13 protein-coding genes are annotated in these 23488 nt (G+C 72.0%); 10 read left to right on the top strand and 3 right to left on the bottom strand.

Translation table 11 applies throughout. The features are described 5' to 3' along the window. The 6 genes from AB0I18_RS16695 to AB0I18_RS16670 all read left to right on the top strand — a co-directional run bounded on the left by AB0I18_RS16695 (position 1) and on the right by AB0I18_RS16670 (position 9476). Entirely contained in the window at positions 1 to 1107 is a 1107-nt protein-coding gene (locus AB0I18_RS16695) for an ABC transporter permease subunit (RefSeq protein ID WP_363106211.1), read from the top strand. Next, positions 1104 to 2054: a carbohydrate ABC transporter permease gene (locus AB0I18_RS16690; protein ID WP_363106210.1), complete on the top strand. Its 951-nt coding sequence runs from the start codon at positions 1104 to 1106 to the stop codon at positions 2052 to 2054. Before AB0I18_RS16695 ends, AB0I18_RS16690 begins: the two co-directional genes overlap by 4 nt. A gap of 147 nt (positions 2055 to 2201) precedes the next feature. Further along, positions 2202 to 4436, top strand: a complete 2235-nt coding sequence (locus AB0I18_RS16685; protein ID WP_363106209.1) for a 1,4-beta-glucanase — start codon at positions 2202 to 2204, stop codon at positions 4434 to 4436. Next, positions 4436 to 6433: a beta-galactosidase gene (locus AB0I18_RS16680; RefSeq protein ID WP_363106208.1), complete on the top strand. Its 1998-nt coding sequence runs from the start codon at positions 4436 to 4438 to the stop codon at positions 6431 to 6433. The genes AB0I18_RS16685 and AB0I18_RS16680 overlap by 1 nt, the downstream gene beginning before the upstream one ends. Beyond that, the gene (locus tag AB0I18_RS16675) at positions 6430 to 8718 is read left to right on the top strand and encodes a glycoside hydrolase N-terminal domain-containing protein (protein ID WP_363106207.1); all 2289 of its coding nucleotides are present in this window, start codon (positions 6430 to 6432) and stop codon (positions 8716 to 8718) included. The genes AB0I18_RS16680 and AB0I18_RS16675 overlap by 4 nt, the downstream gene beginning before the upstream one ends. Before the next feature lie 44 nt (positions 8719 to 8762). Next, positions 8763 to 9476 carry a hypothetical protein gene (locus AB0I18_RS16670; protein ID WP_363106206.1) on the top strand — a complete coding sequence of 238 codons (714 nt, stop codon included), beginning with the start codon at positions 8763 to 8765 and terminating at the stop codon, positions 9474 to 9476. A gap of 50 nt (positions 9477 to 9526) precedes the next feature. Here the strand turns inward: AB0I18_RS16670 and AB0I18_RS16665 are convergent, their stop codons facing one another. Further along, positions 9527 to 10717 carry a sulfotransferase gene (locus AB0I18_RS16665; protein WP_363106205.1) on the bottom strand — a complete coding sequence of 397 codons (1191 nt, stop codon included), beginning with the start codon at positions 10715 to 10717 and terminating at the stop codon, positions 9527 to 9529. A gap of 321 nt (positions 10718 to 11038) precedes the next feature. Here AB0I18_RS16665 and AB0I18_RS16660 point away from each other — a divergent pair, with 321 nt between their 5' ends. Then, a complete protein-coding gene (locus AB0I18_RS16660; protein ID WP_363106204.1) occupies positions 11039 to 12904 on the top strand; it encodes a rhamnogalacturonan lyase in 1866 nt (621 codons plus the stop codon). 75 nt (positions 12905 to 12979) lie between these two features. Here the strand turns inward: AB0I18_RS16660 and AB0I18_RS16655 are convergent, their stop codons facing one another. Then, positions 12980 to 15049: a glycoside hydrolase family 31 protein gene (locus AB0I18_RS16655; RefSeq protein WP_363106203.1), complete on the bottom strand. Its 2070-nt coding sequence runs from the start codon at positions 15047 to 15049 to the stop codon at positions 12980 to 12982. Positions 15050 to 15207: 158 nt separating this feature from the next. Continuing rightward, positions 15208 to 16227 carry a LacI family DNA-binding transcriptional regulator gene (locus AB0I18_RS16650; RefSeq protein WP_363106202.1) on the bottom strand — a complete coding sequence of 340 codons (1020 nt, stop codon included), beginning with the start codon at positions 16225 to 16227 and terminating at the stop codon, positions 15208 to 15210. A 281-nt stretch (positions 16228 to 16508) separates the two neighbouring features. On the opposite strand from AB0I18_RS16650, the gene AB0I18_RS16645 reads away from it, so the two are divergent. From AB0I18_RS16645 to AB0I18_RS16635, 3 genes are all read left to right on the top strand, one after another. Further along, positions 16509 to 18692 (top strand): serine/threonine-protein kinase, encoded by a 2184-nt coding sequence (locus AB0I18_RS16645; protein WP_363106201.1) that lies wholly within the window; start codon positions 16509 to 16511, stop codon positions 18690 to 18692. Between the two features lie 114 nt (positions 18693 to 18806). Beyond that, positions 18807 to 21224 (top strand): PQQ-binding-like beta-propeller repeat protein, encoded by a 2418-nt coding sequence (locus tag AB0I18_RS16640; RefSeq protein ID WP_363106200.1) that lies wholly within the window; start codon positions 18807 to 18809, stop codon positions 21222 to 21224. Positions 21225 to 21229: 5 nt separating this feature from the next. Continuing rightward, entirely contained in the window at positions 21230 to 23443 is a 2214-nt protein-coding gene (locus AB0I18_RS16635; protein ID WP_363106199.1) for a protein kinase, read from the top strand. The last annotated feature ends 45 nt before the right edge of the window (positions 23444 to 23488 follow it).

Genomic DNA, 23488 nt, shown 5'->3' with positions numbered 1-23488 from the left:
GTGGCACACAGCACCACTCCGGGCGCCGCCGCACGCACGGCGCCGTCGTCGACGACCGACGACACCGCCGAACCCTCCGCCGGAGGGGGCAGGTCCACCAAGGCCGCCAAGTCCAGCAAGTCCCCCAAACCGGCCGGGGTCTCCAAGGCCGAGAAGAAGGCCCTGAAGAAGGCCGCGAACGGCGGCACCCTCAGGACCCGCCTCAAGCGGGACCGCACGCTGATCCTGATGACCCTGCCGGCGATCCTGCTGGTCCTGGTCTTCAACTACATACCGATCCTGGGCAACGTCGTCGCCTTCCAGGAGTACGACCCGTACATCAGCGACAACGGCTTCGTCGCCATCTTCAACAGCCCCTGGGTCGGCTTCGAGCAGTTCTCGCGGATCTTCGAGGACTCGGCGTTCTGGGACGCCGTCCAGAACACCTTCGTGCTGTTCTCGCTTCAGCTGGTGCTCTTCTTCCCGATCCCGATCGTGCTCGCGCTGCTCATCAACAGCGTGGTCAGGCCCCGGGTGCGGGCGGTGTCGCAGGCGATCCTCTACCTGCCGCACTTCTTCTCCTGGGTGCTGGTCATCACCGTCTTCCAGCAGATCTTCGGCGGCGCCGGCATCATCGCGCAGACCCTGCGCCAGCACGGCCACGAGGGCTTCGACCTGATGACCGACCCGGGAATCTTCAAGTTCCTGGTGACGGCGGAGGGCGTCTGGAAGGACGCCGGCTGGGGCATCATCGTCTTCCTCGCGGCGCTGGCCTCCGTCAGCCCCGATCTCTACGAGGCCTCGGCGATGGACGGAGCCGGCCGGTGGCGCCGGATGTGGCACGTCACGCTGCCGGCGCTGCGTCCGGTGATCGCCCTGCTCCTGGTGCTGCGTGTCGGCGACGCGCTCACCGTCGGCTTCGAACAGATCCTGCTACAGAGAGACGCGGTGGGGCCGGGCGCGGCGGAAGTGCTCGACACCTTCGTGTGGTGGAACGGCGTCCGCAACCAGGAGTTCAGTTACGCGGCCGCGGCGGGCCTGATCAAGGGTGTGGTCAGTCTCGGACTCGTCCTCGCCGCGAACAAGGTCGCCCATCTCATGGGCGAGCAGGGGGTGTACAAGAAGTGAGCGCTGTCACCGACGAACGGCCGAAGGCCCCCGCCCCGAAGGTACCCGGACGCTGGGCCGCACCGCCGAGGCCCGTCTGGGAGGAGAAGCCCAACCCGGCCGGGCTCGCGAGCAAGGGCATCGTCCTCGCCATCGCCTGCTTCGCCGTCCTGTTCCCGCTGTGGATCGTCGTCGTCACCAGTCTGTCCTCGAAGCAGACCATCAGTGAGGCCGGCGGACTGGTGGTGATCCCCAGGGAGATCACCTTCATCGCCTACCAGGAGCTGCTGAGCGGAGGGCAGGTCACCCGCGCCACCATCGTCAGCCTGGGCGTCACCCTCGTCGGCACGGTGTTCTCGATGACGGTGTCCATCCTCTCCGCGTACGGGCTCTCCCGCATCGGGTCGGTCGGGCACCGCTGGTTCCTGATGATCCTGCTCGCCACGATGTTCTTCGGCGCCGGCCTCATCCCCACGTATCTGCTGGTGCAGTCGCTGGGGCTGACGGACACGTATCTCGCGCTGATCCTGCCGAGCGCGATCAGCGTCTTCAACATCCTGGTGCTGCGGGCCTTCTTCATGGGCATCTCGCCGGAGCTCACCGACAGCGCGCGGATCGACGGGGCCGGGGACTGGCGCATTCTCTGGCAGATCGTGATGCCGCTCTCCCGTGCCGTCATCGCGGTGATCACGCTCTTCTACGCCGTCGGCTACTGGAGCGCCTGGTTCAACGCGTCGATCTACCTGAGCGATCAGGACATGATGCCGCTGCAGAACGTCATGATCCAGCTCGTCCAGAAGCAGGAGCCGCCGGTCGGTATGGGCCAGGCCATCAAGACGGGCCAGCTCTCCGCGCTCGCCGTCCAGATGGCCGTCATGGTGCTGGCGCTGCTGCCCGTCGCCTTCCTGTCCCCCTTCGTCCAGAAGCACTTCAAGAAGGGCATGCTCACCGGTGCCGTGAAGGGGTGACCTGTCACCCCCGCTCGCATTAGCCCGGGAACTGCGGGCCGGCTGTTGACTGCGGGTCCGTTGTGGCTGGTCGCGCAGTTCCCCGCGCCCCTGAAGGGGCGCGCCCACTCACCCCTCTTCATCCCTCTCGCCAGAACGAGGTATGTCATGCGCACGTCCCGTCCGAGTAGACGCGCCGTTCTTGCCGGGACCGCTGCCACGGTCGCCCTCTCCGCCGTTTCCACCGCTGCCGCCGGCCCGGCGCTGGCGGCCACCGAGGCGGCCGGGGACGCCGACGCCTCCGGCTACCGCTGGCGCAACGTCGTCATCGGCGGTACCGGATTCGTCACCGGTGTGCTGTTCCACCCCTCCGTACGCGGTCTCGCCTACTCCCGTACCGACATCGGCGGGGCCTACCGCTGGGACGACCGGGCCGCCCGCTGGGTCCCGCTCACCGACCACCTCGGCTGGGACGACTGGAACCTGCTCGGTGTGGAGGCGATCGCCGTCGACCCGGCGCATCCCAACCGCGTGTACCTGTCGCTCGGTACGTACGCACAGGCGTGGGCCGGCAACGGCGCGGTGCTGCGCTCCGAGGACCGGGGCGCCACCTGGAAGCGCACGGACCTGGACGTGAAGCTCGGTGCCAACGAGGACGGCCGGGGCGCGGGGGAGCGCCTGCTGGTCGACCCGCGCGACAGCGACACCCTGTGGCTGGGGACCCGGCACGACGGGCTGCTCAAGTCGACCGACCGCGGCGCCACCTGGGCGGCCGCGACCGGCTTCCCGGCGAAGGCGAGCGCGACCGGTCAGGGCGTCATGTTCCTCGTCGCGGCCGGGCGCACCGTCTACGCCGGCTGGGGCGACGGCGACGGCACCCCAGGCACGGCGAACCTGTACCGCACGACCGACGGGAAGGCCTGGGAGGCCGTCCCGGGACAGCCGTCCGGCACCTCGGCGAAGGTCCCGATCCGTGCCGCGTACGACAAGGTCACCCGCGAGCTGTACGTGACGTACGGCAACGCGCCCGGGCCCAACGGCCAGTCCGACGGCAGTGTGCACAAGCTGCGCACCGCGACCGGCAAGTGGACCGCCGTGACCCCGGTGAAGCCGGGCGGCACCACGGCAGACGGCTCGGCCGACAGCTTCTCCTACGGCGGGGTCGCCGTCGACGCCTGCCGTCCGGGCACCGTCGTCGTGTCCACCAACAACCGCTGGGCGGACATCGACACGCTGTTCCGCTCCACCGACGGCGGCCGTACCTGGACGTCCCTCAAGGACGCCGCGGTCTTCGACGTATCTGAGACTCCCTTCCTCAACTGGGGCGGTGACAAGCCGAAGTTCGGGTGGTGGATCCAGGCGCTCGCCGTGGACCCGTACGACTCGAGGCACATCGTGTACGGGACCGGGGCGACCCTCTACGGCACCCGTGATCTGAAGCGCTGGGCGCCGCAGATCCGCGGTCTTGAGGAGACTGCCGTGCGCCAGCTGGTCTCGCCCCCGGTCGGGGAGGCGCACCTGCTGAGCGGGCTCGGGGACATCGGCGTGATGTACCACGAGCGGCTCACGGCGTCTCCGTCGCGCGGCATGGCGTCGAACCCCGTGTTCGGGTCGGCGACGGGACTCGCGCAGGCCGCGGCCAAGCCGTCGTACGTCGTCCGGTCGGGCTGGGGTGACAACGGCAACGGCGCGTACTCCAACGACGGCGGACAGAGCTGGGCGCCCTTCAAAGCGCAGCCCGACATCGCCAAGAGCGCACCGGGGCCGATCGCCGCCAACGCCGACGGCAGCGTGCTGCTGTGGTCCTTCGTGCACTGGGACGGCACGAAGTACGCAGCCCACCGCTCCACCGACAACGGCGCGACCTGGTCCGAGATCTCCTCCTTCCCGAAGGGCGCCACGCCGGTCGCCGACCCGGCCGACCCGACGCTCTTCTACGCATACGACACCGACACAGGAACGCTACTCGCCAGCACTGACAGTGGCCTCTCCTTCACCGAGCGTGCGGACGGACTGCCGACCGGGGACAGCCAGTTCAAGCTCGTCGCCGCGCCCGGCCGCTCCGGTGACCTGTGGGTGAGCACCAAGACGAACGGCCTCCACCGCTCCACCGACGGCGGGGCGACCTTCTCGAAGGTGGCCAGCTGCTGGGCCTCGCACACGCTCGGCTTCGGCAAGGCGGCCGAGGGCGCGGACTACCCGGCGATCTACCAGGTCGGCGCGACGGAGACGATCACCGCCGTCTACCGCTCCGACGACGAGGCGAAGACCTGGACGCGGATCAACGACGACGCCCACCAGTGGGGCTGGACCGGCGAGGTCATCGTCGGCGACCCGCGGGTGTACGGCCGGGTGTACCTCGGCACGAACGGGCGCGGCATCCAGTACGGAGAGCCCGTCTGATGACCGACAAGGAACCGAGCCGACCGACCCTCGCCGACGCCACCCGCGGCCGCATCCTCTTCGGCGGTGACTACAACCCCGAGCAGTGGCCCGAGGAGACCTGGCACGAGGACGTACGCCTCATGACGGAGGCCGGCGTCAACTCCGTCACGCTCGGTGTCTTCTCCTGGGCGAAGCTCGAACCAAAGCCAGGAGCAAGGGAGTTCGGCTGGCTGGACCGGCTGATGGACCTCATGCATGCGAACGGCATCGGCGTCGTCCTAGCCACGCCCACCTCCTCGCCCCCGCCCTGGATGGGCCGGCTCCACCCGGACACACTGCCCCGCGACGAGGGCGGCCGCACCGAGTGGTGGGGCGGCCGCCAGCACTTCTCGCACTCCAGCGCCACCTACCGCCGCTACGCCGCCGCCATCACCGAGGACCTGGCCGCCCGCTACGGGGGCCACCCCGCCCTCACCATGTGGCACATCAACAACGAGTACTGCACCTACGACTGGGGCGACGAGGCCGCCGTGACCTTCCGTCGCTGGCTCCAGGACAAGCACGGCACCCTCGACGCCCTCAACACCGCCTGGGGAACGGCCTTCTGGAGCCAGGGCTACGGCGACTGGGACGAGGTCCTCCCGCCGCGTCACGCCCACTACATGAAGAACCCCACGCAGGTGCTGGACTTCAAGCGCTACACCTCCGACATGCTCCTGGAGTGTTACGTCGCCGAGCGCGACATCGTCCGCCGGCACTCCCCGCACCTCCCGGTGACCAGCAACTTCATGCCGATGTGGGTCGGCCAGGACGCCTGGAAGTGGGTCGGTGAGGAGGACGTCGTCTCCGTCGACCTCTATCCCGACCCGCGCGACCCCTTCGGTGCTCAAAACGGCGCCCTCGTCCAGGACATGACGCGCTCGCAGGCCCGCGGGCCCTGGATGCTGATGGAGCAGGCCGCGGGCCCGGTCAACTGGCGGGGCGTCAACCACCCCAAGCCGCGCGGCCTCAACCGCCTCTGGTCCCTCCAGGCCGTCGCCCGCGGCGCCGACGCCGTCTGCTACTTCCAGTGGCGGCAGTCCCGGCAGGGCGCGGAGAAGTTCCACTCCGGCATGGTCAGTCACGCGGGCGAACAGGGCCGCACCTACCAGGAGATCAAGCAGCTCGGCGCCGAACTCGCCCGCATCGGTGCGGAGGTGACGGAGAGTCATTCGGCATCGAGCGTCGCGATTCTCCAGGAGTGGAACGCCTGGTGGGCGGGCGCGCAGGACGGCCGCCTCTCCCACGAGGTCGACTACCCGCAGGTCGTACGCGCCTGGCACCGCGCCCTGTGGGAGGCCCACGTCACCGCGGACTTCGCGCACCCCGAACACGACCTGTCCGCCTACAAGCTGGTCGTCGTGCCGCAGCTCTACCTGCTCACGGACGCGGCGGTCGACAACCTCGTCGCGTACGTACGAGGCGGCGGCACCCTCGTCAGCGGCTTCCTGACCGGGGTCGCCGACGAGGACGACCGGGTACGGCCGGGCGGCATGGACGAGCGGCTGCGGGAGCTCTTCGGTATCCGCACCCTGCACGAGTGGTGGCCGCTCGACGCGACGGAGACCGCCGAGTGCGACGGTTTCCGGGGCATGTTGTGGTCCGAGGAGATCGAGGCCGAGGACGCGGTCACCGGCGTCGTCGCGGAGGCCGTCTACAAGGGCGGCGAGCTCGACGGACTCCCGGCCGTGCTGCGCAAGGGGCGTGCCTGGTATGTCTCCACGCTGCCCGAACCCGCCGCGCTGCGGGACCTGTTGGCGGGCGTGGCCTCCGGCGCGGGCGTCCGGCCGGTGCTGGAGGGCCTGCCCGCCCAGGTCGAGGCCGTACGCCGGGGTGACCTGCTCTTCGTCCTCAACCACGGGCGCGAGAAGGTCACCGTGGAGGTGCCGGGCACCCACCGGGACCTGCTCACCGGCCAACAGATCGCCGAGTCCGTGGAGTTGGAGCGCTACGGAGCGGCGGTGCTCTCGCCGTGAATGCCCGCGGCCCGTCGACGCACGGGAGCTGGGAGCCGCTCCCGGCCGCCCGCTGGGAGGACGCCTTCCTGAGCGGCAACGGCCGCCACGGCGCCATGGTGTTCGGGGATGCCTACGACGACCAGGTCATCGTCACGCACCACACCCTGGTCCGCCCCAACGGCAGCGAGCACGCCAGGCCTCCGCGGCTGGCGGCCGAACTGCCCGCGCTCCAGGACCGGTTGCTCGCCTCAGAGGCCACGGCCGCCGAGAGCTTCACGGACGGGCGCGAACTCCAGTGGGTACAGCCCTTCCACCCCGCCTTCCAGGTCCGGTCGCGCCGGCCGTCCGGCGAGGGGCGCGACTACCGCCGTACGGTGGACTTCACCACGGGAGTGGTCGAGGCCAGGTGCACGGACTGGCACAGCCGAGTGTTCGTATCGCGGGCGGACGATGTGATCGTCCAGTACGTCACCGGCCCGGGGCTCACCCTCGATCTCTCCCTGGATCATCAACTCCCGGGTGCGCCCAGGGGCTTGGCAGTCGGGCACGGCACGGCTCTCACTCCCGAAGGCGCGCTCCTCTCCCTCCGTGCCCGCTACCCGGACAGCGACCGCGCGTACACCGGCGTGACCCTCGTCGTGGTCACGGGCGGCCGCACGACACTGGCTCCGCCCGGCGTACGGGTCGAGCGTGCCGAGTCGGTCCTGCTGCTGACGCGGGTCAGGCGGCACACCGGCGAGCTGGACGTGGTGGAGGAGACGCGGGCCCTGCGCGGCCTTCTGCCCGAAGAGCGGAATCGGGAGCGAGACGAAGACCGTGACCAGGGCCAGGACCAGGGCCACGAGGACCGAACCCCGTACGACCACCTCCTCGACCGCCACCTCTCCCTCCACCGCACCGCCTACCTCCGTGCCTCCCTCACCCTCGACGCCGACGACACCGAACGCGCCCTGCCCGGCTCGGAGTTGCTCAGGCGCCCCAAGAGCCCCGCGCTCCTTGAGCGGCTCTTCGCGGCCGGCCGCTACCACCTGCTGTCGTCCAGCGGGATGCTGCCGCCGAGGCTCACCGGCCTGTGGACCGGCGACTGGAACACGGCCTGGTCCGGGGCGTTCACCACCAACGCCAACCTCAACCTGCAGACCGCCTCGGCCGTCGCGGGGGCGCTGCCCGAGGTCGTCGAGGCCCACGCGGCCCTGGTGCACGGGCAGTTGCCGGACTGGCGGGACAACGCTCACGACATCTTCGGCGCCGGGGGCATCGTCGCGCCCTCCCACACCGACGGCGAGTCCGGGCACACGTACCACTTCAGCCGCGAATACCCGCTGCACCTGTGGACGGCCGGCGCCGACTGGCTGCTCAAGCCGCTCGTCGACCACGACGAGACACGGGGCGAGCGGGACCCGCGGCTCGCCGCCGCCCTCGCCGAAGTCGCCGAGTTCTACGAGGACTTCCTCACCCGGACCGACGAGCACGGCCACCTCGTCGTCGTGCCCTCCTACTCACCCGAGAACCGGCCCGCGAACGCGAGCTGGGGCGCACTCAACGCCGCCATGGACCTCTCGGCGGCCCGACACGCGCTGCTCACGGCGGCGGCGTACCACTCGGGACCGGGGCCGGGACCAGGGCCGGGACCGGACGCCGACCGCTGGCGTGCGCTCGCCGAGAAGCTGCCCCCGCACCGCGTCAACGACGACGGGGCGCTCGCCGAATGGGCGTGGCCCGGCCTCGACGACACGTACGACCACCGGCACCTCAGCCATCTGTACGGCGTGTGGCCGCTCGACGAGATCACCCCCTACGACACCCCGGACCTGGCGGCCGCCGCGCACCGCGCGCTCCGACTCCGGGGCGCCGAGAACGACTCGGCGCACGGCCACCTGCACCACGCCCTGGTCGCGGCCCGCCTCCGGGACGGCGAGCGGGTCGCGGCCGCCCTCGACAACGTCCTCACCGGCGACTTCTTCCACGCCTCCCTGATGAGCGCGCACTACCCCGGCCGCGACGTCTACAACGCGGACGCCGCCCACGCACTCCCCGCCCTGCTCATCGAGGCGCTGATCCAGTCGACCCCCGACCGGCTGGTCCTCCTGCCCGCGCTGCCCGCCGCGTACCCGAAGGGTGAACTCCGGGGCGTACGCACGAGGTTCGGCGCCGAGGTCGACCTCAGCTGGAGCCGGGAGGAAACCCGAGCGGTGATTCGGCCCACCCGGACCCACCGCATCGACCTCAGAACTCTCTCCGGAGCGAGATCGCTCTCGCTACGCGCCGGAGAGGACTGCGTCCTCACTTCGGGGCCGCAGTAGCAGTAGATCCCCCCGCATTTCCCCCCACCCATGGAAGGGACACCATGGCAACACGCACGCTCAACAGGATCACCAAGGCACTGCTGGCCCCCGCGCTCGCGCTCGGCGCCACCGTCGCCCTCGCCTCCGCACCGGCCCACGCGGCCGTCTGGAACTCCTGCGACAAGTGGGGCAACACCAGCCTCAACGGCTACACCCTCTACAACAACATCTGGGGCTCGGGCGCGGGCAGCCAGTGCATCTGGGCCAACTCCGGCACCAACTGGGGCGTCAACGCCAACCACCCCAACACCGGCGGCATCAAGTCCTACCCCAACTCCAAGAAGGTCATCAACAAGAGCATCACCTCGCTCGGTTCGCTCAGCAGCAGCTACAACGTCACCGTCCCGTCCTCGGGCGCGTACAACACCTCGTACGACATCTGGGACACGGACTACGACTACGAGATCATGCTCTGGGTGAACTACAACGGAGCCGTCGGTCCGATCGGCAGCTCGCAGGGCAGCGTCACCCTCGGCGGCCACACCTGGAACGTCTACAAGGGCAGCAACGGCGCCAACGAGGTCTTCTCGTTCCTGCGCACCTCGGACTCCAACTCCGGCACCGTCAACGCCCTGCCGATCCTGAAGTGGATCAAGGACACCAAGGGCTGGATGGGTAACGAGACCATCGGCGACGTCCAGTTCGGCTTCGAGATCACCTCGTCGTCCGGCGGTCTGGACTTCAGGACCAACAACCTGACGGTCTCCAGTAGTTGATCGCAGACCCGGGCCGGCGCCGCACCCCCACGCGGCGCCGGGCCGGGCCGTCAGGCCCGGTCGACCTCGGCCCGCAGCGCGTTGTAGTCGGCGAAGGCCGTCTCGACGTCGGCGCGGGTCAGTCCGTAGCGGGACAGGTCGTAGCCGTGCGGGCGGGTGCCCTTCGGGCGGGCCGTGACCGCGGGGAGCCGGGCCGCGTCGGCGTCGGTCCAGCGGGCGCCGATGGACTCGTAGAGCTTCGGTGCGCCGGTGGCCGGGTCGGACCCGAGCCAGGAGTACGGGACGTCCACCAGCGCCTCGCGGGGGATGGCGGCACGGGCCGCGAGGCCGCGCGTCATGGAGCGGCTCAGCAGTTCGAGCCAGGTGGCGCCGATGCCGTGCAGGTCCAGCGGGCGGACGCTGATGTTCATGCCGTGCTCGACCAGACTGCAGTACGACGCCATGACGGTGACCGGGTCGCGGTGCGTCCACACGATCGTGGCGTCGGGGAAGACCGTGCGCAGCGCGTCGAGGTTCTCGATGTGCATGGGGGACTTCAGCATCCAGCGGCGGCGCGGGCGGCCGTACTGGAGCACCTGGTAGACCCGCTTGAGGTGGCGGTAGTCGGGCACGAAGTCCCGCTCGTAGTGCCAGGCCTGGTACGCGGGTATGCGGGCCTGGGACAGCGGCATCATGGCGTGCGGCAGCGCGAAGGTGCACTCCTCGGGGCCCTCGGCGACCATGCGGTGGATGTCCTGGAAGCGCGGGGCGAGCAGTTCGGTGCCCTGGACCAGCCGTCGCGCGGGCGCGACCGCCTTCCGCCGCCGCCCGGGCGGTACGTCCAGGTCGGGCGTGAGCAGTTCCCACAGGAGGGGACAGCGGTGCTCGTCCGAGAGCGACAGCACGCCGTGGGTGAGCGTGGTGGCGGTGCGCGGCAGGCCCACCACGAACACCGGCTTCTCGATGGGCTCCCGCTCGATTTCGGGGTGCTCGGCGATCAGCCGCCGGATCCGGGCCCGGTTGGTGAGATGTCTGCGGACGTGCGTCTGCGCGGCCAGCCAGCCGACCGGGGTGAGCCTCTCGTCCTCGGCCCAGTGACGCAGCAGGAACCGGAAGTCGTCGACGAACCGCTGGTCCCCGCCGTCCGCCTGACCGGCCTCGGCGACGAGCCGGTCGAAGACCCGGTCGGGGGTACGCCGGGAGCCGAGCGCCGGCCGGAGCAGCAGGTTGGCCAGGGACAGGGCGAGGGGGGTGGAGGACACGGAGGTGGGGTTCCTTTCGGAGGCGGCGGCAGACGGCGGCGGACGGGGGAGCGCATCTCAGTGAACTGCATCTCGGCGGACCGCATCCCAGCTAACCGCATCCCGGCGAACTTGCTTGTTGTGCCCGGAAGTTGACAGGACTTCCCATCCTGCCGACCCGGCAACCTCCCCCCGCCCGGCGGCGACCCGAGAAGACAACCGTTCCCCACGGACGAGGCCTTGATGATCAGATTGAGCCGTACTTCGCCCCCTCACCGTCTCCGACGCCCCGGCAGGCTCCTCGCCGGAAGCCTCGCCGCGCTTCTCGTAGGCACCGGCGGGATGCTGACACTGCAGCACACGGCAGGCGCCGCACCGCAGCCCGTACGGCAGGCCGCAGCACAGGGCGTCCCGGAACCCGCCAACAAGGCCACCGCGGCGCTGGCCGCCGCCCGGGTCGCCGAGAAACTGGACCGCGGCCTGGTCGCGGTCCCCGCGAGTGGAGGCGTCCTCGTCACCTGGCGCATGCTCGGCGACGACCCGGAGGGCGTGACGTTCCGGCTCTACCGCGGCAGCACGCTCATCCAGGAGACGGCGAAGACCAACTACCTGGACGCAGGCGGTGGTTCGAGCTCGACCTACGAGATCCGGGCCGTCGTCAACGGGACGGAGACCAAGGGCGGCACGGCGTCGGTGTGGGCCGACGGGCGCCGCGACATCCCCCTGCAGAAGCCGCCGGGCGGCACCACCCGTGACGGCGTGGCCTACACCTACTCGGCGAACGACGCGAGCGTGGGCGACCTCGACGGCGACGGGCAGTACGAGCTTGTCCTCAAGTGGGTCCCGTCCAACGCCACCGACGTCGCCAACTCCGGTACGTGCACGGGCCCGACCGTCTTCGACGCGTACGAGCTGAGCGGCACCCGGCTGTGGCGGGTCAACCTCGGCACGAACGTGCGCAGCGGCTCGCACTACGACTCCTTCCAGGTCTACGACTACAACGGCGACGGCAAGGCGGAGATGGCCGTCCGCACCTCCGACGGCTCGCGGGACTCGGCGGGCACCGTCATCGGCAGCGCGAGCGCCTCCCACCTCGCCGACAACTGCGCGGTGATCAGCGGCGCCGAGTACCTGTCGGTCTTCAACGGCCAGACCGGCCGCGTCATGGACTCCGTCCCCTTCGAACCCGCCCGCGGCTCGGTCGCCGACTGGGGCGACACCTGGGGCAACCGCGAGGGCCGGCTGCTGTCCGCCACCGCGTACCTCAACGGCACCACGCCCAGCATGGTGTTCAGCCGCGGCATCTACGAGCGCATCGCGATCGCCTCGTACACCTGGAACGGCACGGACCTCGTCCGCGGCTGGAAGTTCGACACCAACTCCTCGACGAACTACGGCAAGGGCTACGACCAGCAGGGCAACCACAACCTCGCGGTCGCCGACGTCGACGCCGACGGCCGGGACGAGATCCTCTACGGGGCCATGGCCGTCGACGACAACGGCAGCGGCCTGTGGACCACCAAGCTCGGTCACGGCGACGCCCTGCACGTCGGCGACCTCGACCCGGCCCGCCCCGGCCTGGAGTCGTTCAACGTCCACGAGCACACCGACTCCGCCTACGGCTACGAGATGCACGACGCGCGCACCGGGCAGGTCCTCTGGGGCTCGCGCACCGGCACGGACGTCGGCCGCGGCCTGTGCGCGGACCTGACGCGCGACCACGCAGGCGCCGAGTGCTGGTCCAGCGGGGGCGGCCTCTACACGGCCAAGGGTACGAAGATCAGCGACAGCGTGCCCACGTTCGGCGGCGGAGCCTCGTACAACTCGGCGATCTGGTGGGACGGTGACGCGAACCGTGAACTCCTCGACCACCGCTGGTCCGGCTCGGCGGGTGTCGGCTACGGCCAGATCCTGAAGTACACCGGCTCCACCGACCTCACCCGTATCTGGCTCGACCAGGACGCCAAGTCCAACAACTGGACCAAGGGCAGCCCGGCACTCTCCGCCGACCTGCTCGGCGACTGGCGCGAGGAGATGCTGTGGCGCAACGCCGACTCCACTGCGCTGCGGCTCTACTCGACTCCGCATCCGACCGACTTCCGGCTTCCCACGCTGATGAGTGACCCGGTGTACCGGCTCGGCGTGGGCTGGCAGAACACCGGCTACAACCAGCCGCCGCAGGTGAGTTACTACCTCGGAACCAAGTAGCCCCACCGACAGTCGACAGAGGGGCGGCCGGAACCCTCACGGGCACCGGCCGCCCCCTCACACGCCGTCAGCCACCTACTCCGCCACCGGCAGTTGTGCTCCGTCCCGAAGGAACAGCGGGATGCGGTTCAGGGGGGCGTCGACCGTCACGGCGGCGCCTCCCTCGTACGTCTCGCCGGTCCACGCGTCCGTCCAGCGCGCGCCCGCCGGGAGGTAGGCGGTACGGGCCGTCGCGCCCGCCGTCAGGACCGGCGCGACCAGGAGGTCGGGGCCGAAGAGGTACGAGTCGTCCACCGACCAGGCCGTCTGGTCCTCGGGGAACTCCAGGAACAGCGGGCGCATGACCGGCAGCCCCTCCTCGTGGGCCTCCCGCATGACGTCCAGCACGTACGGCTTCAGACGCTCACGCAGCCGCAGGTAGTCCTCCATGATCGCGCCGGCCTCCTCGCCGTACGACCAGACCTCGTTCGGGCCGCCGGTCATCTCCGGGCCGAGCGGCGTGCCCGGGTCGCGGAAGCCGTGCAGGCGCATCAGCGGGGACAGGGCGCCGAACTGGAACCAGCGGATCATCACCTCGCGATACGCCGGGTCGTCCGGGTCGCCCCCGTGGAAGCCGCCGATGTCGGTGTTCCACCAGGGGATGCCGGAGAGCGAGGTGTTGAGCCCGGCCGCTATCTGGCGGCGCAGGGTCGCGAAGTCGGTGCCGATGTCGCCGGACCACAGGGCGGCGCCGTAGCGCTGACTGCCCGCCCACGCCGAGCGGTTGAGGGTGACGATCTCGGTCTCGCCGGCCGCCCGCATGCCCTCGTAGAAGGCGCGGGAGTTCTCGCGCGGGTACATGTTGCCGACTTCGAGACCGGGGCCCGCCCAGTAGCGCAGGTTCTCCTGGAAGCCCGGCTTCAGCTCCGGCTCGCAGGCGTCCAGCCAGAAGGCCTTGATCCCGTACGGCTCAAGGTAGTTGTCCTTCACACGCGACCACATGAAGTCGCGCGCCTCGGGGTTCGTGGCGTCGTAGAAGGCCACCTGGACCGTGGAGGCGACCTCCTTGTCGGGCCAGTCGGCGTGCGCCATCGGGCCGTACTGCGTACCGATGAAGTAGCCGCGCTGCTCCATGAGTTGGTGGTTCTCGGAGAGCGGGGACACCGACGGCCAGATGGACACGACGAGCTTGATGCCGAGTTCCGTCAGCTCCTGTTGCATGGCCGCAGGGTCGGGCCACTCCGCCGGGTCGAACTTCCACTCGCCCAGGTGAGTCCAGTGGAAGAAGTCGCAGACGATGGCGTCGATCGGCAGGCCGCGGCGCTTGTACTCCCGTGCCACGGCGAGGAGTTCGTCCTGGGTGCGGTAGCGCAGCTTGCACTGCCAGAAGCCCGCGGCCCACTCGGGCAGCATCGGCGTACGGCCCGTCGCCGCGCTGTAGCGGCGCTGGGCGTCGGCCGGCCGACCGGCGGTGATCCAGTAGTCGATCTGCCGGGCCGAGTCCGCCACCCAGCGCGTGCCGTTGCCCGCGAGCTCGACACGGCCGATGGCCGGGCTGTTCCACAGCAGGGTGTAGCCGCGGCTGGAGGTGAGCACCGGGATGGTCACCTCGGCGTTGCGCTGCACCAGATCGAGGACGGCGCCCTTCTGGTCGAGCAGCCCGTGCTGGTGCTGCCCGAGGCCGAACAGCTTCTCGCCCTCGTACGCGGCGAAGCGCTGCTCCAGCCGGTGGTAGCCGTTCCCGACGGGGGTGTAGAGGCGCGGTCCCGGCCACCAGAAGTGGGCGCGCTCCTCGGTGAGGAGTTCGCCGCCGTCGTCGGTGCGGACGAAGCGGACCAGGCCCTCGGCGCTGACCTCGACGGTCAGCGCGCCGACGGTCAACTGCCCGTGCCCGTCCTCGATCTTGACGGCGGACTCGGTGACGGGCGCCTCGTCGAGCAGCGCGCCCGGCAGGCCCTCCACGACAGGTCCGCCGAGCCGCGCCCGGACCCGTACCGCGTCCGGGCCCCACGGCTCGATGCGTACGGTCTCCTGGCGGCCGCTCCACTCCAGGGCGCCGTCGCGTTCGCGGAACGTGCCGATGGTCGGGGAGGACTGGGCGAGGGTGACGGAACCCTGGCCGGGCTGTCCGGACTGTCCGGGCTGGTTTTCGGCAGGCTGATTCACGTGGGGTGCTCCTGAGGGAAGGAGTGGCGACAGGACCCGGCGCGGCTCTGAGTGGCCGGGACAGCTAGGGGTGCCCCCAACGCCCGTGTCTCGTACGGAAGTCGGGGTGCCGATCGTGGGCGGTGCCGGTGGTGGCAGCGCCGGTGGTGCCGGTCGGTTCAGGCAGTGGCCGGGGCCGGTGCCGGCCCCGTGCTCGCCCGTACCGTCAACTCCGGTGCGAGGAGCTCGACTTCGTCCTTGCCGTGGCCCTCAAGCTTGGCGATCAGGTGCTCGACGGCATGCCGGCCCATCTCCTGTGCGGGGATGGCGACCGAGGTCAGCCGTACCGAGGCCTGGGTGGCGACCTGGTCCGGGCAGATCGCGATCACCGACACGTCCTCCGGAACGGCCCGGCCCTGCTGGCGCAGCAGCGCGAGCAGCGGCTCGACCGCCGACTCGTTCTGCACGACGAAGCCCGTGGTGCCCGGCCGCTCGTCGAAGACCCGGGCCAGCGTCAGCGACATGGCGTCGTAGCCGCCCTCGCACGGGCGGTGCAGCACCCGCAGGCCCAACTCCCGTGCCCTCGACCGGAGTCCGTCGAGCGTGCGCTCGGCGAAGCCCGTATGGCGCTCGTAGACCGCGGGCGCCTCGCCGATGACAGCGATGTCACGGTGACCGAGCATCGCGAGATGCTCGGTGCACAGCGCGCCCGTCGCGCCGAAGTCGAGATCGACGCAGGTCAGACCGCTGGTGTCGGCGGGCAGTCCGATGAGCACGGACGGCTGGTCGGTGCCGCGCAGCAGCGGCAGCCGCTCGTCGTCGAGTTCCACGTCCATCAGGATCATCGCGTCGGCGAGCCCGCTGCCGGTGACCCGGCGCACGGCGTCGGGGCCCTCCTCGCCGGTGAGCAGCAGCACGTCGTACCCGTGGGTGCGCGCCGCGGTGGCCACCGCGATGGCGATCTCCATCATCACGGGTACGTACATGTCCGTGCGGAGCGGGATCATCAGCGCGATGATGTTGGACCTGTTGCTCGCCAGTGCCCGGGCGCCGGCGTTGGGGTGGTATCCGAGCTCCTGGATGCTCTGCTCCACCCGCTGCCGGGTGCCCGTGGAAATGGACCGCTTGCCGCTGAGGACATAGCTCACCGTGCTGGCCGAGACTCCGGCGTGCTGGGCGACCTCGGCGAGGGTGACCATCCAGCTCTCCAAGCATTGTGTTCAAGCGCTTCGACAGTGCGCGGTACGGATAAGGGGCGAGTGAGGGGTGGCTCGACAGTAGCTTGACGGCGGGTGGGTGTCCATAGGTTGTCGAAGCGCTTCGACTCCGTCGGTTTGGCCGGGCGCCCATGGGGGTGGGGGGTGCGGGTGGTTGGGCGAGTGCGGGTTCGTGGGGGCTTGTCGCGCAGTTCCCCGCGCCCCTGGAAAAGGGCCTGCGGCCACTTTTCCGAGCTGGTAGTTCCTGCCTACCATGAGCGGCCGTGGGGGGCCATGGGTTGGGGGACGGCGAGGCGTGGGCCGGGGGCGGTGGGTCCGGGCAGTGGATTGGGCCGTACCGCGTTGTCGCGTTGCTGGGTGAAGGCGGTATGGGGGCCGTGTATCTGGGGCGGGATGTGCGGGGGCGGGTCGCTGCCGTGAAGGTGTTGCGGGTCGAGCTGGCCGCGGACGAGGGCATGGTGCGGCGGTTTCGGCGGGAGGCCGACGCGGCCGCGGCGGTGCGCGGGCGGGGGGTGGCCCGGGTGCTCGGGTACGACCTCGACGGTCCCGTGCCGTGGATCGCCGCCGCGTATCTGGCGGGGCCCACGCTGCACCAGGCGGTCGCGGCCTGCGGGGTGCTCGACGGGAACGGGACCAGGGCGCTGGGCGCCGAGCTGGCCCGGACGGTCGCGGAGATCCATGCCGCGGGCCTGGTCCACCGTGACCTCAAGCCCTCCAACATCGTGCTCACCCGGGCCGGGCCGTGCGTCATCGACTTCGGCATCGCCCGCCCCGAGTACGGCCTCACCCTCACCGAGCCGGGCCTGGTCCCGGCGACGCCCGGCTACGCGCCCCCGGAACAGGTCACAGGTCGCCGGGCGGGCCCGCCCGCCGACGTCTTCGCCCTCGGCGCCGTCCTGGCCTTCGCCTGCACCGGGCGCGGCCCGTTCGGGTCGGGGCATCCCGCGGCGGTGAGCTTCCGGGTCGTACACGAGGAGCCGTCACTGGACGGCGTACCGGAGACGCTGGTGCCGGTGGTGCGGGCCTGTCTGGAGAAGGATCCGGCGAGGCGGCCGACCCCGGGGGAGCTGGCCCGTGCTCTGGTGGGGGAGGGTGCGGCGCGGACCGCGGCCAGGCCCCCGCGCGCCGGGCGGCGGCTCACTGGCTCCTCCTCGGCCTCCGCGCCCCCCTGGCGGCATGGCCCTCTCGCCGACGAGATCGCCCGGCGAACGGACGAGGCCGCCGCGCTGCTGAAGGCGGAGGGTGGTCTCTCGCGGCGCGCCGTGTTCGCGGCGGGGGCGGGAGCGGTCGTCGCGGGCGGGGGAGGCGCCACTGGCTGGTGGCTGTCGCGGGACCGGGACCCGGGCGGCGGGGCGGCGCCGGTCACCGCGGACGGTGTTCCCGTCGCCGAGCCGCTGGCCCGGCCCACGGCGGGCACGGTTCCCCAACCGTTCTGGACGGCAGGGCAGTTGAGCGAGTCGGGACCGGGTCCGGTCACCGCGGACCGTGTCGTCGTCGTGGGCACGGGCGACGGGCTCGCCGCGTTCGCGCAGCACACCGGCGCACGGGCCTGGACCTGGGCGGGCGGGGCGGCGCCGGACCGCGCCGGGCCGCTCCTGGTGGCGGGCCGTACCGTCCTGGTGGTCACGGCGGACGGCCGGCTCACCGCGCTGGACGCGCGTCGCGGGGCCCGGCTGTGGAGCGTGCGCGCCGACGCGGAGCAGGCGCTCGCCCTCGACGCCGCGCACGTCTACGTGCTCGACGGCGACCGTCGGGTGAAGGCCCTCGCACGGGCGGACGGCGCCGAGCGCTGGACGGCCCGCCGCGCCCTCGGCTCCACGGGCGCCGTGTCCGGCGCGGCGGCGGGCGACCGGCTGATGGCCGTCGCCCGGGACGGTGGAACGCTCGTCCTCGACACGGAGAGCGGCGCCGTCCGCTGGGAGCGGGACATCGGACGCCCACGGCATGTCCTGCCGTCGGCCGGGCTGACGCCCGCCCCGGTGCGCGACGGCTTCTGCGTCGGCGGCGACACCCTCGCCCTGCTCGACGCGCGCGGCGGTGGCGAGCGCTGGTCGGTCCCGGCCGAGGACTCCTTCTGGGGCGCGCCCACCGTCGCGGACGGTCGGGTCTACGCGGCCCGGCTGTACACGGTCCGCAAGGACGAGCTCACCTGCCGGGACGCCGGAAACGGCGACCCCCGCTGGTCGGTCCCGTTCGATTTCGGCGCCGAACCCGTGCGCCCCGGCGTCGTCCTCGGCAACGCGCTGTACGGCGCACTCGGGCGACGTACCGGCCCCGCCCACGAGCGGCTGCAGGACCTGGGCGTCTACACGGCCGACATCCGTACCGGTCGGCTGCTGTGGACCTTCAACGACGATGTGGACCAGGCCGGTTGGCGCCTCGCGGGTGCGGCGGGGCGGGTGTTCGTGGCCCGCCGCACGACGCTGCGCGCGCTTCCCGTCTTCTGAATCGCCCGCTGGATCGCCCGCTGAACCGCCGTCCGCAACCGCCGTCTCACAAGGGACTCATGAACCGGACGTTCCGGGCTTACTCTGGCCGACTGGGGACGAACGGGGGTTCGTATGGACAGGCTGCGCGCCGATGACCCGCCGGTGCTGGGCCCGTACCGGCCGCTGGCCCGGCTCACGGCGGTGGGCGGGGAGCGGCGACTGCTGGCGCGCGGCCCCGACGACGGGCTCGCCGAGATCGTCCTGCTCACGTCCGGCACGCCGACGGACTCCGCAGCCGTAGCCGAGGCACTGCGCGCGGCTGCGGGCCCCGGCCTGCCCACACTGCTACACGACGGCACTGGCTCAGGCATCGGCCCCGGCCCCGGCCCCGGCCCCGGCCCCGGCCCCGGCCCCGGCATCGGCTCAGGCACTGGCCCCGGCCCCGGCACTGGCTCCGGCTCCAGCCCCGGCTCCAGCACCGGCCCCGGCCCCGGCCCCGGCTCCAGCACCGGTGCCGCGCCCGGCCCTGGCCCCGCTCCGGGACCGGCAACCGCGAGCCGACGCACTCTCCTGCTGTCCCGCGCCAAGAGGCGAAACGAGAAGCGTGCCGAGAAGCGGGACCGGCACCGGGAGGCCACGCCTGCCGTCTTTCCCGCCGACCCTCGCGCTATCTTTCCCGCCGACCCTCCCGCTGTCTCTCCCGACGGCCCTCCCGCGGTCCTTCCAGACGACCCTCCCGCAGTCCCGCCGGGACCCGCCTGGCTCGCCTTCCCGTACGTCCCCGCCCTCACCCTCGCCGAGGTCGGCGCCCTCATGTACGGCGGCCTCCCGGACGCGACGCTCCGCGCGATCCGTGCCGTGCTCAGCGGCGCGCTCGGCCGACTGCACGCCCAGGGTGTCTGCCACGGCGCGGTCACCGCGGACGCGGTACTGATCTGCGCCGACGGCCCCCGCCTCGCACCTCCCCGGCCACGGCAGGGGAGTCCGCGGGAGGATCTGGCGGCCCTGGACTCCGTACTCGCCCAGGTCTCACCCGCGGGCGCACCACCACCGGATGCACCGTCACCGGATGCACCACCACCGGACCCGGCGCCACCGGACGCAGCGGACGATCCTCAACTCCCGGGCGCCACAGCCCCGTTCCCCTTACCCGCCCGGCTGGTCACCGCGCTGGCCCGGCAGGCCGAGCGCGCCCTGGCGGCCGAGGGCGCCACCGATGCCGGGCAGGGCGGGCCGGGCGGGCAGCCAGGGCCTCGCCCGGCGGAGGGGCGGCGGCCGGGCCGCCGGGCCGTGCTGGTCGCCGCCGGGGCCGGGCTGCTCGCGGGGGCCGGCGGTGTCGCCGCGTTCACGATGCCAGGCCGGGACTCGGGCACCCGCACCCGGCCCACCGCGACCCGCGCCCGTGTCCCGGAGGGCATCGCACCGTCCGCTCTGTGGCGCTACGACGCCCGGCACAGTGGTCTGAGCTACGCGAACTCGACGGTGTGGGCCATCCGCGAAGGCAAGGCCGCTCTGCTGGCCGAGTCCGAGGAACTGACCGCGCTGCGCCTGTCCGACGGCCGTGTGCTGTGGCGCGCCGACCAGGAGGACGTCCACCTCACCAACGCGCCGAACCACTCGCTCATCCCCGGCGCGCCCGGCACCTTCGTCGTCGCGCGCGGCACCGACTTCGTCGCGGTGAGCACCGAGGACGGCACGCGTCTGTGGTCCGAGGACATGGGCATCGCCCCGGCACTCTCCTTCCGGCGGATGCTCGCCTTCGACAGACGCCGAGGCTTCGTGCTCTACCAGGCGGCGCTCACCACGGCGCCCCGGGGAGCCGATCCGGGCGAGCACGTCATCGCCTTCGACTACCGCAAGCGGACCGAGCGCTGGCGGCTGCACATCCCGGTCTCCAAGAGCGACGGCCTCGGCTTCGACGTGCGGGACGGCCGCGGGTTCGCGCTCGCCGCCCGTGACGGCACAGCCCATGTGATCCCCGTCGACCTCGACCGGGGCAGGGCGGGCACCGGCGTGGCCCACCACTGGATATCCAGGGGCCACCGGATGGCCGTGGACCCGGTCACGCGACTCGTCTACGCCACGGGTGACGGCCACCTCACCGCCGCCCGCCTCGACCAGGACGAACCGCTGTGGCGGCTCAACCTCAACGACGACGCCTCGCGCACCGAGGAGTCACTGATCAACACCCCCTCCACGACGGAGATCGCGGGACTGGGCAAGGTCGCCCTCACCAGTGACCAGGACCGCACCGTGTACGCCGTCGACCCGGTCCGGGGCCGTGAGCTGTGGCGCGTACGACTGCTCCCCGATCCGCCCGGCGACCACGTCCGGCTCGCCCCGGGACTGACCCTCAGCGACTCCCGCCGCACCCTGCTGGTGGCCGGCCGGGCGGCGGGCGTGGTGGCCCTCGATCCGCGCAACGGCACGGCTCTGTGGTCCTTCCAGGCGGGGCAGTCCGCCGAGGACCTCTACCGGGTTCACCGCATGCCCGGCGGCCGTGTCCTGGTCGTGAACCAGTCCTCCGTGTACGCACTCCCGGTGAGGTGAGACGTATGCAACCGCTGCTGGGTCTGAACGCCGACGATCCGGCCGAGGTCGGCGGCCACCGCCTGCTCGCCCGCGTCGGTTCCGGCGCCATGGGCACCGTCTACCTCGCCCGGACGCCGACCGGACGCACCGTCGCCCTGAAGCTGCTGCGTGCCGACCTGGCGGCCCAGGACCAGTCCGACGTCCCGTCGCATGCCCGGTTCGCCCGGGAGATCGAGGCCGTCGCCCGGCTCGGCACGCACCCGCACTTCCCCGGCTTTTTCGCCGCGGGCACGCGGGGGGAGCGGCCGTGGTTCGCCACGGAGTACGTCGTCGGGCCCTCGCTCGCCGAGGCGGTCACCGAACACGGGCCCTGGCCCGAGCAGTCCGTACGCGCCCTGGCCCGGCAGCTCGCCGACGCGCTGCGCACCCTGCACGGCGAGGGGTACGTCCACCGGGACCTCAAGCCGTCGAACATCCTGCTCGCCGCCGACGGGCCGTACGTCGTCGATGCCGGCCTCGCGCACGCCACCGGGTCCGAACACCTCACCGCCACCGGCGAGTTGCTCGGCACACCCGCCTACATGGCTCCCGAGCAGAGCGGCGGCGCGGACCCCGGCCCGCCCGGTGACGTGTTCTCGCTCGGCGCGGTCCTGTGCTTCGCGGCCTGTGGGCGTCCGCCGTTCGGCGAGGGCGAACCGGGCGAGGTCCTCTACCGGGTCGCCCACCAGGAGCCGGACCTCACCGACGTACCGCCGTCCCTGCGCCCGCTGCTCACCGACTGCCTGGCCAAGGACCCGGTCGCCCGGCCCGACGCCGCGGCCCTGGCCGGCCGGGCGGCACCGGCCGGGGCCCGGCGGACCGGCGGCGGCGCGTTCGCCGGGCTGCTGCCGCCGGCGGTCCTCGGGGACATCGCGGTCCGCACCGCCCGCGTGGGCGACCCTCCACCGCCCCGCGCCACGGCCGAGCGGCCCGCACACCCGGTCCGCGCCACCCGCCGGGGCCTGCTCACCGCGGGCGCCGCGGCGGCCGTGGCCGGGGTCGCGGGCACGGCCTGGTGGCTGACCTCGCGCGACGACGGCAGCGCCCCGGCGGCGAAGGCCGGCCCCCGCCCCACGCCGACGGCCACCCGGGCGGCGTCCGACGGCACCCCCAACCCCGTGTGGGAGCACGGCGGCAATTTCGAGAAGCTCGGCAAACGCGCCGTGCTCACCGACGGCGTCCTGGTCGTCCCGGGCGACGAGGGCCGGCTGCACGGTGTCGACGCCCGCCGCGGCACCCCGCTCTGGAGCGCCGGCGGCGAGATGGGCTCCTACCTCACGCTCTGCGCCGGGGCCGTCGTGCTCGCCACCCGGGACGACAGCGGACGGCTGGCGGTCGTGCAGCCCTCGGACGGCCGCAGCTGGCAGACCGCGCCACTCGGTCTGAACCTCGCCCTGATCAGCCGGCCGGTGTGCGCGGTCGACGGCAGCACCGTCTACGTCGTGGGCCACGCGCCCGGCTCGACCTTCCGGGACGAACGCGAGGACACCGACCGCCTCCTGGTCGCCTACGACATCGAGGCGCGCCGCGTGCTCTGGCGAAAGAAGCTCACCCGGGCCAGGGCGAGGACGGCCGCCGCGGGCGCCGCGCGCGGTCTGTTCGTCCTGCTCGACAACGACGCGGTCACCGCGTACCGCGCCGCCGACGGCGAGCAGGTGTGGCGGCGGGTGCTGAGCCTGGAGGCCGTTGAGATCATCGACCACGATGGCGCGACCCAGCGCGCGGTGGCCGTCTCCGACGACACCGTCGTCGTCTCCGGCCGGGGCATGCTCTGCCTCGACCTGCGCACCGGCCGCACACGCTGGAGCTTCGACCCCGAGGAGACGGGAGACGATCTCGCCGGGCGAGTGCTGTGGGGCGAGGCCGCGATCGACGGCGCGACCCTCTATTTCACACTGCTGGGACGGGAGCTCTGGGCCGTCGAGCGCGACCGGCGAAAGCAGCGCTGGCGATGGCAGTCCACGGTGCTCCTCGAATCACCCCCGGCCCGCCCGCCCCTGCTCGCCGGAGACCTGGTCTTTCCGACCCCGTACGAACTCGGCACGGATGCCGTCGCGATCGACCGCCGCACCCACAAAACCGCGTGGACCCTCAAGTCCGTGGAGAGCGCCGGCGGTTCGTCCCTGCAACTGCTCGCCGACGACGATCGGTTGTACGTCCTGCGCGGGACGTCCCTCAGAGCGTTTCCGCTGCGCTGAGCGCTCGCCCGGTGCTGAGCGTTTCCGGTGAACGCCCGGCGAGCT

The organism is Streptomyces sp. NPDC050704 (assembly GCF_040654355.1).
GTDB lineage: Bacteria > Actinomycetota > Actinomycetes > Streptomycetales > Streptomycetaceae > Streptomyces.
The sequence above is the reverse complement of the archived record's forward strand: the minus strand, read 5'-3'. Positions and strand labels throughout refer to the sequence as shown.